Genomic DNA, 16,486 nt, shown 5'->3' with positions numbered 1-16,486 from the left:
CTTTTCGTCAGTACCCGTAAGCCCTCAACCGGCAGACTCGACAGTTTTCTCCGCGCCAGCCTGATCGATCAAGGCTTTCAACGTCATGCTTTCGGTTTCATTCTTGCGCGCCTTCAGCCAGCGCACCAGGGTCGACACCTGGCACGGACGCAGACCCTTGACCTCAAGCATGGCATCGCCACGCAGCGATGGATCATGCGCATCCGCATTGCGCACCAGCACACAGTGCTCACTGTCGGGATCGATCAGCACCAGATGCTCCTCGACCATCCCCACTTCGAGCTTGTGCGGATCTGTCATGGTCAGGATCAAGCGACTCATGACCAGCGGAAAACCCACCAGCGGATAACGGCAATCCACCACCAGCGAATCGAGCTTGCGCATGAGCGCCTCGGTCACATGCCATTTCATCGAACCGCGTCCCACCCGCAGAACCAGTGTGCGCACATCGTCCGGCACCAGCGGCAGCAGATCGTAGGCATCCACCCGCCCTTCAAGCACCAGTACCTCCCCCGTGCGCTGGACATAATCCAGCGGCTTGATCTGACGCAAGCTCGGGTAGCCCTGAACGACCCGCTCCTGCGGCTTATGTAGCAGGACATCGGTATTTCGCCGGGTTCCGAGCAGCTCGAAATCCTCCGGTAAATCGGCAGCGGGGATCTGGATCAGCCGTGCGCTGTCGGCGATGTACCACTGAACACTGGCGTCCTGCGCAGCGATCGAAATGAACGGACGATGCGCCTCGTTCGCCAGCAAGGCCTGCAAGTTGCCGATCAGATTGTCGCCATGGGCCGCCAGCCAATCATGCTGCACGCCGATGATCAACGGGGGGACCTGATGTTCCAGTTGCAGCACCACCCCCTCCCGCGTCGTGCCCACAAGACCGGCACCGTCGATCCGCACATCGGCAAAACGCCAGGCAGTCCACTGTCGTTCGGGTTTGGGCAGCAAGGAGGCTTGTAACAATTGCGTACCTTTTCCGAAGGCCTGGTCGAGTTGTCCACTATCGATAAAGGTCTGGCGCCAGACTTCGCCGCTTTCGGGTTCGAACAGCCATGCCGATTGATTGTCCGGCGTCATGCCGAGCAGTCGGAGCTGCGTCTGTTGCGCCTCACACAGCAGCAGGCGGCCACCCACGTACCAGGCGTGCAAGCGTGCATCGCCCGCGGCGTTGGCAATGCCGACAATCGCGAACTGTTCAGCGGTGTATTGCCGGGCCACCACTTCGAGCGCCAGCCACCATTGCCCTCGTCCCTTGAGCCACGGTTCGGCCAGACCCGCAAAACGCACTTCGCCGTCGGTACCGATCTCGAACGACAACCCGTCCTCGGTCCGCGCCTGATAACCCTTGTGCTCAGCAGTCACCTGCTTCAGGCCCTCAGGTTGCACCCAGCGGTGCGACCATTGGCCCTTCCCTTCCTCCGCTGTGCGCTGCACCCGGCACAGGTTCTGAAGCGGGCGGTCGTAGATGACAAACACGTCGACGTCATCAGCCAGCGTCAGCAGCATCAACTCGTTCAGGTTCTGGACCGAGTCGGGCCAGCCGCGTGCATGACGACGACGCGGTACCGGCCGCACGATCAGATTGTCACGGGTACGAATCCAGGCCATGTCCCGGGCATTCTCTTCGACCTTCCAGCAGATCGAAACGTAAGGCGCGAACTGCCAGTCGACCGTGGCATAACCCTTGTCAACGTGGACCGGTTTGGGCACCACCCACTCGCCCAGTATCGGCGTCCAGGCGGCCAAGGGAGTGCTGTCATCGAGCAACGTTTCGAAGGTCGGCTCATGTCCGCGGGTAACCGAACTCAGCCACAGCAAGCCTTCGTGAATCAGGTAATTGAGGCGCTCAAGCGTGCCGTCTTCACGGGCATACTCCTGCACCACATGCACGACACCCTGCCCATCGGCTTCGACGCTGCGAATTGTGCCAACACCCTTGAACCGCAACATCAAACGATAACGATGACTGAGCAGCCCCGTGCCGGCATCGACCTGACACACATCGAATCCGTCCGGATCATGGAAAAACGCCGAGCCGCCGACCACCAGCGACAACAGCCCCTTATCATCGAACACCTCGTCGTTGCGAATGTAGAGGATCCGGTCTTCCGCAGCGTCGTACCAGCCATTGGTGTAGCGTGGAACCTTGATGTTTTCGAACGGAATCAGATAGTCGTGGATCGGCGTATAACGCAGCGCCAATCGATGTGCCCGCGCAAGATCTTGTAGATGATCCTGCAGGATCTGCCCGTCCAGCCCTTTGGACGCCTGTTCTTGCAGCAGCTCCAGCTCATTGCGTTTGGCGCCGGCGACCCTGAAGATCCGGCCATTTTCGATCAGCAGGGAGATTTCCGGCGCAATGGCCGCCGTCACCTTGAACTGGCAGCCCCTGACACTGAACTGCTCGTCCTTGCCGAACGTAATGTCCTTCTCGCCGGCCCAGGGGGCGACGATGATCCAGCGATTCTGTTGAATGCCCACTGACACCAGCTCAAGGTTTACACCGGGGTTGAGCACCAATGTGCAGGTGCCGCCGCCCCCCTGAATCCGATAGCTGATTTGCTCGTGCCAAGGCTTGGGAATTACCGGCACAACCAGTTTGCGCGCCTGCCCATCGAGTGTGACGCTGATCTCGGTTGGCCGGTAATCGGGGTACAGCCGATGGACGATGTAGTGGCTGGGAAACGAGTAGAACGAAAACAGGAACAGCCACTGACCGTCTGCTTTTTTCTTCTCCAGACGCCGCGCGATGTCGAAGCCCTTATCGTGGCGTTGCGATGCAAACGGCAGGATCTGGTACTCGTAGCGGTAGCAGGTAAGCGGCGTGCATGGCAGGACAATGGTTTGCTCGGCCGGTGGCGAGAACTTCATCTCGGCGGGGTAACCCAGCTCCTTGCTCAGGTTGATGGCGCGTGAGTAGTCGACCTCGAATTCCGGTACGCCGAAATGATCGTGCAGCGGGTACAGGCGAGTGCTATCGAGCAACAGTTTGCCGCTGCTCAGATCCAGACCGTTGATAATCAGCGACGGACGCGGCAACCAGGTACCTTGCTCGCCGTTATAGCGATACCCGGCACTGTGATGCGCCTGCTCCAGTTCCGCGAAAAACAGCCCGACCGCTTTCGCTTCTTCTGCGATGGTTGCGAAGTTCTGCGCCAACGCAGCCACGCCGACCGCCAGGCCCCCCAGAATTACCCCGGCGCCGCCCAGCACCGCAGCCGCCGTACCCGCGCCGGCGAGCGCTGTTCCAAGTCCCGCCCCCGTCAGGGCCAGACTGCTGGCGTCGAATGTCAGTTGAGTGGCGTAGGTCGCGATTTCGACATCGTTACGGGCATTCGCCAACTGATAGATATCGAAGCCAACATTGGCCAGACCCAGCACGGCACCGACGCCCTCGTTGGCGACATGTCCGGCCACTGCGCCGAGGGTTCTGCCGGTCAATGGCTCAAGTACTTCGCCGACCACCTTCGCACTGGTGCGGGCAATCAGTTTTTCATCGCGCAACGCGGCTTGCACCAGACTGATCAGCCCTGCCACATCGACCACATTGCCATGCACCAGTTGTGCGTAGTTGACGTAGGCATGCCACTGCACCGCAGTGGTCAATGTGCGCTCGTCGCCTTCACGCCCGCGCAACGCATTCATCAGTGCCTGCACCGCAAACCCGGCATTGAGCGTGTGCACCGCTGCCGCCTCGGTCGGATCCACCACCGCGCCGGTCGCACGTTTGCGCCCCAGGGTCGAGAACAGGTCAGTCAGGTAGCTCCTGATTCGCAACAGGCGATCATCTCGGCTGGTGACCATGGCCACCGACTCGCCACTCTGCGGATCGATCATGTTCACCCGATAGCCGCCCTCGGGCGTCACCTCCAGCGAATCGAACAATGGCACCAATGGAGTGACCGAATCATGGCCCTCCTGCAAGCGCGAAGTTGCCTCAGCGATCTGCTCCGCCCACCAGTGATTGTCTGAAGACAGCAGCGCACTGCCCAGGCGCGAATTCGCCATCAGCGACTGGCCGTGAGCACTGTTCACCCTCTGGCGAATGGGCCTGAACGGTTTGTCCGGCAGTGGGTCATCCTTGAGCAACTGAGCCACCTTGAAGCCGCTCGACAGCTCCAGACCGGCAACCTGCTCCCCCTGGACATCGATCAGATCGAACAGCGGCCTGCCAGCCTTGCCATACACGGCGTAGTGTTGAGCCATGTCCGTGTCCTTGAAAAATTGCTTCAGGGCCATTTTGAAGGTCGCGGGACTGTCGAATTCGAACAGGCCGAAGTTCGGATCATAAAAGTGGTAAGCGTCTGTCGCCCCACTCACTGTCCGGGCCACCAGCATCGAGTGGTTGTCCGAGTTGAGCATCAGGGTTCGGGGGCCGGCGGACGCCTCGAGGGTCGCGACCACCGTGTCCAGATCGACCCGCCCCAACGCCGTGCCGACCTCTGCGGCATTCATGCCACGCATTGCCTCCAGTGCCCCCAGAAACGCCGTCGAGTCCGATTGCCCCGGTTCAAGTACCGTCAGGAAAAACCGCTCGCGCAATTGTCGGGTCGCTACCTCGCCCTGCGTGAGGGCGGCACTCATCGCCAACACCAGCGGAAAGCAACGTCCGCCAGCCGTGTCACCTGTTCCATGCATCAAAAGATCTTGAGGCACCAGTTTGGCGGTTCCGGCCTCGAACTGGTTCAGCACTTGCTCCACCCGTTCCTGAACCTTTTCACGGTGTTCCCGCGTCGCGACTCGCTGGATCTGCGCCACCTGACGCCCCCAGTCAAACAGCGTCACGGCGTTGGCCAGCGCGTTTTTCTTCAGGCTCAGTGCGCTGGCCGAGTTCGCCGGCAAGCCATCCGCGACACTCGCCATCCCTGCCAGAAACGCGGGCGCCCGACGCTGATAGAGATGCTGCTCGATCACTGCGTAACGCCCGGACGTCCCCCGCTCGCTGACGCTGTTGATCAGATTGTCCAGCGCACCGCTCAGGGCGGAAAAGCTCTGACTGTCCAGTGACTCGATGCCCACCAACGCCCCAAGCGTCAAACGCTGCAACGGGTTGAGCTGCGCAAGTTGCCAGGAGCCGGCGCCCAGACCGATCAACAGTTCATCCAGCGCGAGATTCTGGGCGATCGGACTTTTCGGGAATGCCGGTGGCCGCAGGCGAGTGTCCTGATTGCGGATGGCCTGACGATCATCGAAGCTCAGCGGCAACCTTTCAGCGAACACAACCTTGCCATCGTGGCCGCTCATCATCGCCTTGGTAAACGTCTCACCGAGGCGCTCGGCCATGCGCTGCAACAACTCGGTATTCAGGACATGGCGTCCTTCGACCCGTGGCCAGCCGAGTTCGAACTCAACGGTCGTCTGCTTCAGCAACTCCTCGATGTTCCCGGCGTAGCGGGTCTTGTATTGGCCATCGCGCCAGCGTTGCTGCTCAGTCTCGAGCCACTTCTGAGTATCGGTTTCGTTTTCTTTCCAGGAGTGATCCAGCTCCTCTTCAGTGAGCTGATTAACCGTCTGCAGAGATTCGATGGCCATTTCCCGCCGTGACGCTCGCGCGCCCTCGGGTGTTAAAAATGCCTTTTCGAAATCGCCGGTGCCATCCTTGATCGCGACCGGTCCGGTCAAATAGATCGTCCCCTCATTTTTTGGTCGGATACCTTCGTTGTGGTATCCGGCTGCGGCATTCGCCAGATAAGACGCAAAGATGGCTTCCATTCCGGGCAAGTCAAACAAAGGCCCGTAAGACTTTTCCAGCACTTCACCAGCCAGTGTATCCATGGCTTCATGCTCTTGAAGACTGATACCTCTATCAGTCGCCAACCGTGCAGTGTCATCGATCAGCTCATAGTTGAACCTGAAGCGCTGAAGCACGGACTCAAGTACCGACGAGCCGGCATGAGCCATCATGTAGGCATTGCTGATCGTGTTTCCCTTTGCCACCGCGCGCAAAGCGTAGGGACGGACAAGCAGATCCTGCGGAGGCTGAAACACCTGGGTCAAAGGCGGCCGGCTTTTGGCAAACGCTTGCAGTACCGCGCGATGCTCTTCGGGTATTTGCAACAGTTTGTCTCTGTATCGCCCCCGCAACGCTTGTCGACCTGGCATCCAGTCAGGGTTCTGATCCAGCATCAACTGCAAAACGCCGAGTCGCGCATCCTCACCAAAGTCGCTGATATCGACACCTGCGATTACCTTCAGCATCGGCGGCAAGTTATCCACATCGCTGTAACTGCCACCTTCGAAGTGCAAGACCTCTGCTCTTACGATATCCGACGCAGCCGCCAGGTTGCCCCGCATACGCATTTCCCGCTGGTAAATATCCCGCAACTTCAAAGGTATTTCCGACCCCGCCAGATCGCGCACTCGAATGTCACCTCCGACCAGCGCATCGATACTTTCACGGTTCTTCGCTTTCAACTTCCTTAAATCCTGAACGTTCTGCCCATAAGCACGGCTCAACAACTGCAACCTTGCTTCATCGGCGGATTCGCCTCTCGCAACCGCCGCATCAATGTGTTCGCTCATCTGTTGCTTCAAAGCGATAGCGCGGGCGACATACATCTCGCCCAAAACCTTATCGGAGATGCTGTCGACGCCTCCCCGCTCCATAGCGTCCGCCTTGGCCGCCTCGACCATCAAGCGATTGGCCTGCCAGGCCAGCAACCCATCACTGTCATACCAGACGTTTATCTGGTAACCCTGACCGGCCAGCACCTGTTTCCAGACATTGATGTAATCACGCTGGATCTCGCCGATCCCGCCACCAAGCCAGACGAAATGCAGTATCTTCGGAACTTGCGTCGCCGGTATTTTCATCAGTTCGATGCCGTATTGCAGCCGTGCTTCGAAATTGCCCACTCGTCCAAGGATTTGCGTCAGACCGGGAGCTGCCTCGTTATCGGGGCTCGGCGCGGGATCCTGCTCCACTTCGCGACGTACACGACGCTGACCCAACTCTCCCAACGCCTGTCTGAACAGCGCCAGAGGATGCTGCAGCCGCGGTGAATCGAGCAGGCCGATGCAGGCAAAGTAATAACGGATAACGGCATCATATTGTCGGGTGTTCTTGTACGGCGACAGTGCCTGCTCAAGGTCTGTCAACTTGAACAAATTGACGAAATTTACATATTCACCATCAACGACTTTAACTTTTGCATCTTGCATGAGCCGACCTCCTTGAAACGTCCAATTACATACGCACAAAAAACAAGCGCGCACAGAAAAACTAGTCAAAGGAGAAACTTCTCCATGACAAACAAAACAGTGAACACTTAGCAATATTGAGCACAAAACTAGTACAAACGAACTTCACCGACAAACTTGAAACCATTCAAGCAATGTCAAAAGAAACATCCAACAACATCAACTCAATATTTTTTACACCCATTAAACATCTACCTGAAAACAGGCCACGCAGAAACAGACAAGACCGCGAATTTTCATTCGCGGCCTTGTTATTGACATCCATGGAGAGAAATAACAACGGGTTACAACAGCGTTTTTATCCGGCCGGCTTTTCCCCGTACCAACGCGGTGTATATACCCACTCCCCGCCCTCGGTGCGAGGGAAAGTGCAGGTGGTGGACGAGCCGATCAGCACCATCGTGCGCATGTCGACCTGATCCGGTGTCAGCGCGCCCAACGTCGTCACTCGCAGTGTCTGCCCCGGCCGGCCGATATCGCGCCCCAGCACTACCGGCGTTTGCGGTGTGCGGTGTTGCGCGACGATTTCCAGCGCTCGCCCCAGTTGCCACGGACGGGCGCGGGAGATCGGGTTGTAGAACGCCAACGCCAGATCCGCTTCGGCAGCGAGATCCAGACGCCTCTCGATGATCGACCACGGCTTGAGGTTGTCCGACAGCGACATCACGCAGAAGTCGTGGCCCAGTGGTGCACCGGCCTGAGCGGCGGTGGCGAACGACGCGGAAACACCCGGCAGGATTTCCAGATCGACGCTGTGCCACGCCGGATCCGTCGACTCGTGCAACGCCTCAAGCACCGCCGCCGCCATGGCGAACACGCCCGGATCACCGGACGAAACCACAATCACCGAACGGCCCTGAGCGGCCAGTCTGAAGGCATGGCGAGCGCGCTGCATTTCTTCGCGGTTATCGGTGCAGTGCTGCACTTGATCGTCGCGGAACGGGCCGGCCATGCGCACATAGGTTTCGTAACCCAGCACATCGGTAGCCCGAGCCAATTCTGCTTTCACCGCTGGCACCATCAACTCGGCGGCACCCGGCCCGAGACCGATGACGGCCAGACGTCCGCGCGGACGACCGACCTGCGAAACATCCAGCGGCTGTTCGGCCACGGCGATGGCAATGTCGTGGGATGTTGTGATGATTCGAGCGTCTGGGACGGCATGGCTTGCCAGCTCCGCGATGTCACTCGCTGGCGCAACAAAACGTAGCGGCACCGCCAATTCAAGCGCAGCTTCACGCAATGCCGGGCTGGCCATCTGAACGTCAGCCGCCACCAGACAGGCCAGCGATTGAATCGCCACACCGGCCTGCCGCAACGCATTGCGAATCGCATCCGGCAGGTCGGCCACATCGGCACCGACCGCCACCGCCACGCTGCGCGGATAAATCAGCAACTCACTGGCGCTCGCCACGCGGGCATCGCTGCCGACGTGAATCGAGCGCTGCGCCTGCGGATCTTCCGGCAGTTGCGCCTGCTCAAGCCAAGGCGCGGCGCCATCGATGCGCACGCTGTGGCCGGCAAGCAGATCGGACACAAAGCGCTTGCCCTGCTCCAGATCGCCGAGGGCATAACCGCCGGGCGGGTTGAGCAGGCAGGTGCCAAAGCGCAATTCGCCGCTGGTGGTGATCGCCGCTGCCACTTCAAGTGCAGCCGCCATCTCACGGGCCATGACATTCACCCCGCCCAGGCCGCCGAGCAGCGGCACCACGGCGCTGCCATCCTCAGCTACGGCGAGCACCGGTGGCTCGACGCCTTTTTCCAGCAGCAGTGGCGCCAGTGTGCGGATGACAATGCCGGCCGCACACAGAGCGATAATCGGCGTGTCTTGTTGATACAGCTCGCGCAGCGTTGCGCCGAACTCGCTGTAAGTCAGATCAGCCCCTTCGACACGTCCTTTGAGCCCGAGGATCTGCGCAGCCGGATAGACCTGCTGAAGGCGACGGGCCGTGGCCAGCGCGCCCTGGCCGAGAATGACGATGGCCGGTGTGGAATGGGTCATCAGCCTTGCCACCTTTCGCCGGGAACAATGATCAGCGAGAAGTACGGCGACGACATCGGCTCGACCTCATCCAGCGGCACGATCTTCTGATTGGCCATGGTTGCGCGCTCGACGTACAGCGCACGCTCGGCCAGGCCCAACTCTGCCAACACGTCGCGCACTTTCGGGAAATTGCGCCCCAGCTTCATGATCACCGCCGCGTCGGCATCGGCCAGACGACGCTTGAGTTCTTCGTGAGGCAGCACGCCGGACAGCACAGACAGGCTCTGATTGCGATACACCAACGGCGCGCCCAGCACCGAAGCACCGCCAAGCATCGAGCAGACGCCCGGCACCACTTCGGCTTCGTAACGACTGGCGAGGCGATCGTGCAGGTACATGTAGGAGCCGTAGAAGAACGGGTCGCCTTCGCAGATCACCGCCACGTCGCGACCGGCATCCAGATGCGCGGCCACTTCCTCGGCAGCGTCATCGTAGAAATCGCTGATCACCTGTTCGTAGGACAGCGGCGCCGGCAACACTTCGGTGGTCACCGGGTACACCAGCGGCAGCAGGTTCTGCGCGTCCTGCAGGTGCGCTTCAATGATGCCGAACGCGTTGCCCTTCTTGCCCTTGGCCACGAAATACGCCACCACCGGCGATTCGCGCAGCAGGCGCAGGGCCTTGACGGTAATCAGTTCCGGATCACCGGGGCCGACGCCCAGGCCAATCAAACGTCCTTTAGCCTGCATCATTCGATCTCCGTGGCGAGGGCATTGACGGCAGCGGCGGCCATGGCGCTGCCGCCGAGGCGGCCCTGCATGATCACGAACGGCACGCCACGGCTGTTGGCGGCCAGCTCGGCCTTGGATTCGGCAGCACCGACGAAGCCCACCGGGAAGCCAAGGATCAGCGCCGGTTTCGGAGCGCCGGCGTCGAGCATTTCCAGCAGATAGAACAGCGCGGTCGGCGCGTTGCCGATCACCACCACGCTGCCTTCCAGATGCGGACGCCACAGTTCCAGCGCCGCTGCCGAGCGAGTGTTGCCCAGCTCACGCGCAAGCTCCGGCACGCTGTCGTCGCGCAGGGTGCAGATCACCTCGTTGTTGGCCGGCAGGCGTGCACGGGTCACGCCTTCGGAGACCATCCGCGCATCGCACAGGATCGGCGCGCCAGCGGCCAGCGCATCGCGCCCGGCCTTGCCCGCGCCTTCGGAGAATTGCAGCCCGTCGATGGCCTCGACCATGCCGCAGGCGTGAATCACCCGCACCGCGAGTTTTTCCAGGTCGGCCGGGATGCGCGAGAGGTTGGCCTCGCTGCGAATGATCGCGAAGGAGTTGCGATAGATCTCCTGACCGTCGCGGATGTAATCAAGCATCAAGGGGGCTCCGTGAGCGGGCGGCGAGCAAGGTCGCGGCCGCTTCGATAGTAAGGTTGTGGGCGTGCAGCGCGCCGAAACCCGGCAGAGCTGCATCGCGAAAATAGAGATCGTAGTGACCGGGGCCGACCGCCAGCAGAGTCACGGCAGCCCGATGTGCGGCGGCGCAGGAACGCGAGCAGCCGGACAGGTGCACATCCACGGCGTGTGGCAACAGCGTAGCCAGCAGGCGGGCATCGTGTTTGGTGTCGGCCAGGCCTTTGCCGCAACCGTTGGAGCCGGTGCAGGCGATCAGGTGTGACAGCGGATCTTCGGTCCGGGTCAGCAGGTTCAGCTTGCCCAGAGCATCGAGCACTTGGACTGAGTCCGCTTCCCGCACATTGGGCAGCAACAGACTTTGCCATGGTGTGAAACGGAGGCTGCCGTCGCCAAAGGTTCTGGCCAATTGCGCGGCACCTCGCAGCATGTCCGGATCGAGACGACCGAGCGCCGGTACAGCACCGACATAGACCTGACCTGCCGCTTGCTGAGGATGAATGCCGATGTGCAAGCCTTCCTGCACGGCTCCACGTTGCCAATCACCTACGGCTAGCAGGCTGATCCGCTGAGCGAGTTTTTCAAGGAGTACGGGGACCGGGTATTCATCCAGCAGATGGCGCATTCGCGTCTGCTCAGGGTGGGCCAGATCAAGGAACAGTTCCAGTACGGCGACCACCAGCGCATGTCCGTCCGCAAGCGTCACGGCGGCCAGCGGTCGATCCGTCGGGCAACCCGCCAGACCAAATGCCAACAGCGTATCGCCGCGATCTTCGTATGCCGACAACCACAGATCGTGGGGATGTTCGAGCATCGCCAGCGCTTCACCGCCATCCAGTTGCACGGCGAACTTGGCGCTCAGCTCATGGAAACGCGGATGACGTTGCAGGGTCTCGAGGATCTGCCCGGCCAATGGACGGGTATCGAAGCGCATCTGCCGGTCGATGCCGGCGGCCGGGCTGAGCATCAGGTTGCGCACATCGTCGCCCACTGCGGTTCGCGGCCCGAGACCGGCAGTCAGCAGGCTGTCGATCAGCGCGGCGGACTGCTCGCCGATGCCGCGAATCTGCAGATTGCCCCGGTTGGTTGCCTCGATCGCCCCGCCGGCAAACCGCTCGGCGGCATTCGCCACTGCATCGGCCTGATCGGCCGAGATCGAACCGCCATCGAGCTTGATCCGGCAGATACCGCCATCCAGCGCCTGGACGATACGCAGTAACCCCGGGCAGGCCGAGGGGCGAATAGCTGTGGATATCGGGCGTTCGTTCAAGGGATGACCGGCTGACGGGCAGCGCCAGGATGGGCGAAAGGTCGCCATTATGCCTGCTTTGCCCGAGTGCATGAAAATGCCTGCCGGTCGGAATAATCACGAACGCCCGATATTCTGTCTCCTTGACGGCTATATTTCGTAATGAGCAAAGTCGAACGACATCTCTTTTATTGCCTTTTCCACCAATGGCCGACGAACTTCGATCGCGCGACGGCTCATCGACACGCGTCGAGCCCGGATATCCAGTTGACTCATTGGCTGATGAACTTTCCAGAACAGGTAACTGGTCGTCAGTGTGGACTTGATGAACCTGACATTGGTAATGACAAGTTCCATATCTCCGTTCGCGTTATAACTGACGGGGATCAGTTTGAAATCGAAGGCCTTTCCGCTCAGCCCCCTGATTGTTTTCAGCAGATCAACCTCCGCTTCCAGACTCGACAATCCCGAATTCACACCACTGACCTGTTCAGGGCTGAGCCAGGGTCTTGCCAGTTTCATCCACACCTCGCCGACAGTTCCCGAAAAATTCGGCTGGACGTATTCGATATCCATCTCGTCCTTCTTCCAGAAATACGAATACAGCAGGTCGGCGAAATAATCGATCCAGGGCCCGGGTTGCGTATTGCTGTTGTACTGTTTATCCGCTTCTTTCTTTGCGATGTAAGTACAGTTCAATGCGAAGTCGTAATCCTCTTTCGATTGCCCTTCTACCCCCGTCAGCAAAATATCCCCTACCAGCGTCGCATGATGGGTGAGCGTTCCTGTTTTCAAATTCATATCCCTATGTCTTCCTGCCAATCCTGGCTTTTGTTTGAGTTGATCGGAACCATAACAAACACACCCAATCCGACAATTCCTGTTCAACGACAGGAAGTTTCCGGGATCGGCAACAGACCAGCGCGAGAGAACAGCCGCCGCGTTATCATGCAGCCTTGGTACGCGCGCACGAATTGAGGAACGGCATGACGGTCTGGCTGACAGTAGTGGGAATCGGTGAAGACGGCTTCAAGGGCCTGGGCAAAAATGCCCGGCGTGCCTTGATGGGCGCCTCGCGGATCATCGGCGGTCAGCGTCAGCTGGATCTGTTACCGGTGTGCATCCGTGGCGAGCGCCAGTTGTGGCCGAGCCCGTTTTCTCTGGCCCCGGTTCTCGAGCGCCGTGGCGAAGCGGTGTGCGTGCTGGCCAGCGGTGATCCGATGTTCTACGGCGTTGGCGCAAGCCTGGCACGACAGGTTCCGGACACCGAAATGCTGGTGCTGCCGGCGCCGTCCTCGTGTTCGCTGGCGGCCGCCCGGCTGGGATGGCCATTGCAGGAGGTCAGCATCCTTTCGCTGGTGGCCCGCCCGCTGGCGGCCCTCAATGGTCGGTTGTCCAGCGGCGTGCGCCTGTTGCTGTTGAGCAATGACGGACAGAGCCCGGCCGCCGTTGCGGCATTGTTGCGCGAGCGTGGATTCGGCCCCAGTCGCCTGAGTGTTCTGGAACATCTGGGCGGCAGCGCCGAACGCCGGATCGACGGCACCGCCAACGACTGGAACGACCCAGACATTGCCGATCTCAATGTGATCGCCATCGAGTGCCTCGCCGATCCGCAGACACCGCGTCTGTCGCGTCTCGCCGCCCTGCCGGATTCAGCCTTCAAACATGACGGACAATTGACCAAGCGCGACGTGCGTGCCATCACCCTCGCCCGCCTCGCCCCGACACCGGGCGAACTGCTGTGGGACGTCGGCGCCGGCAGCGGTTCGATCGGCATCGAGTGGATGCGCGCTCACCCGAGTTGCCGCGCTCTGGCTATCGAGGCGGATGACGGTCGACAACAGTTGATCGAACACAACCGCGATGCGCTGGGGGTTCCCGGTCTGCAACTGATTCGCGGCAGTGCACCGCAAGCCCTCGTCGGGCTGGAACGTCCGGACGCGATTTTCATCGGCGGGGGCGTTACCCGCGAAGGCGTGCTGGAAACCTGCTGGGAGCAACTGAAACCCGGCGGTCGACTGGTGGCCAACGCCGTGACCCTGCAAAGCGAAATGACCTTGATGAGCTGGCGCGAACGCCATGGCGGCGAGTTGACCCGCATCCACATCGCCCAGGCGCAGCCGCTGGGCGAGTTCGACACCTGGCGTCAGGCCTTGCCGATCACCCTGCTCGATCTGGTCAAACCCCTCGATGCGTGACGAAACCGCCGAACAACCTGCGCCCCTGCGCAGCGGCCTGACCACCGGCAGCTGCGCCACCGCCACCAGCCTCGCCGCCGCGCGCCTGTTGCTCGGTGGAGTGGTGGCGGACGCCGTGCAGATCGTATTGCCCAAGGGCAAGCAGGTGCAGATGCGCCTGGAGTTCTGCCGGCTGACCGAGAACGGCGCCGAAGCCGGAACCCTCAAGGACGCCGGCGACGACCCGGACGTGACGCATGGCGCCCTGCTCTACTCCCGCGTGCAACTGATGGCCGAGCCGGGTATCCGCTTCATCGCCGGCAAAGGCGTCGGCACCGTCACTCGGCCGGGGCTGGTGCTGGCCGTCGGCGAACCGGCGATCAACCCGGTGCCGCGAAAAATGATCAGCGATCACCTGACATTGCTCGCCGAAGAAACCGGCTATCGCGGCGGCTTCGAGGTGACGGTGAATGTCGAAGGCGGCGAAGCCCTGGCGCTGAAAACCATGAACCCGCGCCTGGGTATCCTCGGCGGGCTGTCGATCCTCGGCACCAGCGGCATCGTCCGGCCGTTTTCCTGTGCGGCGTACATTGCCTCGATCCATCAAGGCATCGACGTGGCAAAAACCAACGGCTACCTGCACATCGCCGCCTGCACCGGCAACGCCAGCGAAGACACCATGCGCCGGGTCTACGACCTGCCGGAAATCGCCCTGATCGAAATGGGCGACTTCGTCGGCGCCGTACTCAAGCACCTGCGCAAAGTGCCTGTGGATAAACTCAGCCTGTGCGGCGGCTTCGGCAAGATCAGCAAACTGGCGGCCGGGCACATGGACCTGCACTCGCGCCATTCGAGCATCGACCTGCCGCAACTGGCCGAGTGGGCGGCGGCGATTGGTGCTGACGATGCGTTGCAGCAAGCCATTCGCGAGGCGAACACCAGCCAGCAGGCATTGGCGATGGCCAGTGCGGCTGGCGTTGCCCTCGGCGATGAAGTTTGCCGCCACGCCTTGGAGTTTGCCCGCAGCGTGGTGCCGGCTCAGGTGCAGGTCGAGGTGTTTGCGATTGATCGTCAGGGCGGCATCGTTGGCCATGCGGGGGCTTTTGTATGAAACGGATTCTGTTGCTGGGCGGCGTGACTGAAGCGCTGGCCATCGCGCGCACCTTGGGGCCGGAACACATCTACAGCCTGGCCGGGGTTGGCCGTGTGCCGACCGATCTGACGTGTCAGGTGCGCGTCGGCGGCTACGGCGGTGCCGAAGGTCTGGCGCAGTTCATTCGCGATGAAGGCATCGATCTGCTGCTCGACGCGACCCATCCGTACGCCGCACAAATCAGCCAGAACGCCGCCACCGCCGCGCAACTCACCGGCATCCCCTGCTGGGCCCTGCGCCGCCCGGCGTGGCAACCACAGCCGGGCGATGACTGGCGCGAAGTCGCCGACTGGGCCGAACTGATCACCGCCCTCGAACCCTTCCGCCGCCCCCTGTTCACCCTTGGCCGCGAACCGCTGCAACACCTCGACGAAATCCCCGCGCACCAGTTCTGGACCCTGCGCGCCCTCGACGTCTACCCCGGCAACGAACGCTGCGAAGTGATCGGCGCCCGTGGGCCGTTTCTTCTGGAGGATGAGCGGGCGCTGTTCGAACGCCGGCAGATCGACGTGCTGATCAGCAAGAACAGCGGTAGCACCGCAACCGAGCCGAAACTTGACGTGGCGCGGGAGCTTGGTGTGCCGGTGATGGTGTTGAAGCGGCCGGGGTTGGCGGGGGTTGATCGGGAGTTTTGGACGGTTGCTGAAGTCATCTCGGCTCTTGAAAAACCTTGATCGGGACGGAGCTTTTTCCTCTCGCGATAGCTTCAGTTGTTGATGCAAGTCCCATGCAATGCAAATTCGAGCCGCTACACTCTCTTGAAAGAGCGCTGCGACACCAAACCGCACGACGCTTTTTTACTTATCGGCCCTGATCAGGCTAAATAGCCGCGCCTGATCGCCCACCCTACGGACCTGTCCCATGAACCGACACCGGCTCGCATTTGCCTGGATAGCCTGCTTTGCAGTGCTGTTCAACATGCTCGCCATGCCGTTGACGGGAGCGATGGCGCAGGCGGCGCAGACGCCGGCCGAGCAGTTGCTGTGGAGCAGTTTCTGCACCGGCAGCGGGACGAAGATGGTGGCGATCGACATCGGCAGCCTCGATCAGAAAGCACCGCAAAGCGGTGACAATCATTCGACCATGCAGCATTGCTGGTGCTGTTCCGGATCGGCGCCGGTGGTGGCGTTGCCGGGGCATTCTCCGCAGCTGTATTTCGCCCGATACGAAAGCAATCGCAGTGTGGCGCCCGCCTTGCTGCAATCCCCGACACCGCGCCAGCAATGGCCGAGCCTCAATCCCCGCGCCTCTCCTCTGGTTTGATTTGTTCCCGCATTTGACCTGCGTTTCAAATCGTTCTGGAGAACTG

10 protein-coding genes are annotated in these 16,486 nt (G+C 61.0%); 4 read left to right on the top strand and 6 right to left on the bottom strand.

Annotated features, from left to right (window positions below):
• Positions 1 to 24 precede the first annotated feature (24 nt).
• From IF199_RS03195 to IF199_RS03170, 6 genes are all read right to left on the bottom strand, one after another.
• Positions 25 to 7,164, bottom strand: a complete 7,140-nt coding sequence (locus tag IF199_RS03195; protein WP_192559664.1) for a TcdA/TcdB pore-forming domain-containing protein — start codon at positions 7,162 to 7,164, stop codon at positions 25 to 27.
• A 337-nt stretch (positions 7,165 to 7,501) separates the two neighbouring features.
• Positions 7,502 to 9,205, bottom strand: a complete 1,704-nt coding sequence (gene cobJ, locus IF199_RS03190; RefSeq protein ID WP_192559663.1) for a precorrin-3B C(17)-methyltransferase — start codon at positions 9,203 to 9,205, stop codon at positions 7,502 to 7,504.
• The gene (locus IF199_RS03185) at positions 9,205 to 9,939 is read right to left on the bottom strand and encodes a precorrin-2 C(20)-methyltransferase (protein ID WP_425220352.1); all 735 of its coding nucleotides are present in this window, start codon (positions 9,937 to 9,939) and stop codon (positions 9,205 to 9,207) included. Before IF199_RS03185 ends, cobJ begins: the two co-directional genes overlap by 1 nt.
• Positions 9,936 to 10,562, bottom strand: a complete 627-nt coding sequence (locus IF199_RS03180; RefSeq protein WP_114881270.1) for a precorrin-8X methylmutase — start codon at positions 10,560 to 10,562, stop codon at positions 9,936 to 9,938. Before IF199_RS03180 ends, IF199_RS03185 begins: the two co-directional genes overlap by 4 nt.
• Positions 10,555 to 11,853: a precorrin-3B synthase gene (gene cobG / locus IF199_RS03175; protein WP_279612935.1), complete on the bottom strand. Its 1,299-nt coding sequence runs from the start codon at positions 11,851 to 11,853 to the stop codon at positions 10,555 to 10,557. The genes IF199_RS03180 and cobG overlap by 8 nt, the downstream gene beginning before the upstream one ends.
• Before the next feature lie 144 nt (positions 11,854 to 11,997).
• Positions 11,998 to 12,648, bottom strand: a complete 651-nt coding sequence (locus IF199_RS03170; protein ID WP_192559661.1) for a hypothetical protein — start codon at positions 12,646 to 12,648, stop codon at positions 11,998 to 12,000.
• A gap of 185 nt (positions 12,649 to 12,833) precedes the next feature.
• Here IF199_RS03170 and cbiE point away from each other — a divergent pair, with 185 nt between their 5' ends.
• From cbiE to IF199_RS03150, 4 genes are all read left to right on the top strand, one after another.
• Complete coding sequence (cbiE, locus tag IF199_RS03165) at positions 12,834 to 14,045, top strand: precorrin-6y C5,15-methyltransferase (decarboxylating) subunit CbiE (protein WP_192559660.1); 1,212 nt, start codon at positions 12,834 to 12,836, stop codon at positions 14,043 to 14,045.
• On the top strand, positions 14,038 to 15,135 hold the full coding sequence (locus IF199_RS03160) for a cobalt-precorrin-5B (C(1))-methyltransferase (RefSeq protein WP_102620091.1): 1,098 nt from the start codon (positions 14,038 to 14,040) through the stop codon (positions 15,133 to 15,135). The genes cbiE and IF199_RS03160 overlap by 8 nt, the downstream gene beginning before the upstream one ends.
• Positions 15,132 to 15,851 carry a cobalt-precorrin-6A reductase gene (locus IF199_RS03155; protein ID WP_192559659.1) on the top strand — a complete coding sequence of 240 codons (720 nt, stop codon included), beginning with the start codon at positions 15,132 to 15,134 and terminating at the stop codon, positions 15,849 to 15,851. Before IF199_RS03160 ends, IF199_RS03155 begins: the two co-directional genes overlap by 4 nt.
• A 187-nt stretch (positions 15,852 to 16,038) precedes the next feature.
• Positions 16,039 to 16,440, top strand: coding sequence for a DUF2946 domain-containing protein (locus IF199_RS03150; RefSeq protein ID WP_102620093.1), 402 nt, complete (start codon positions 16,039 to 16,041; stop codon positions 16,438 to 16,440).
• Positions 16,441 to 16,486 lie beyond the last annotated feature (46 nt).

This window comes from Pseudomonas allokribbensis (genome assembly GCF_014863605.1).
Classification (GTDB): domain Bacteria; phylum Pseudomonadota; class Gammaproteobacteria; order Pseudomonadales; family Pseudomonadaceae; genus Aquipseudomonas; species Aquipseudomonas allokribbensis.
This window is presented reverse-complemented; position numbering and strand designations above follow the sequence as displayed.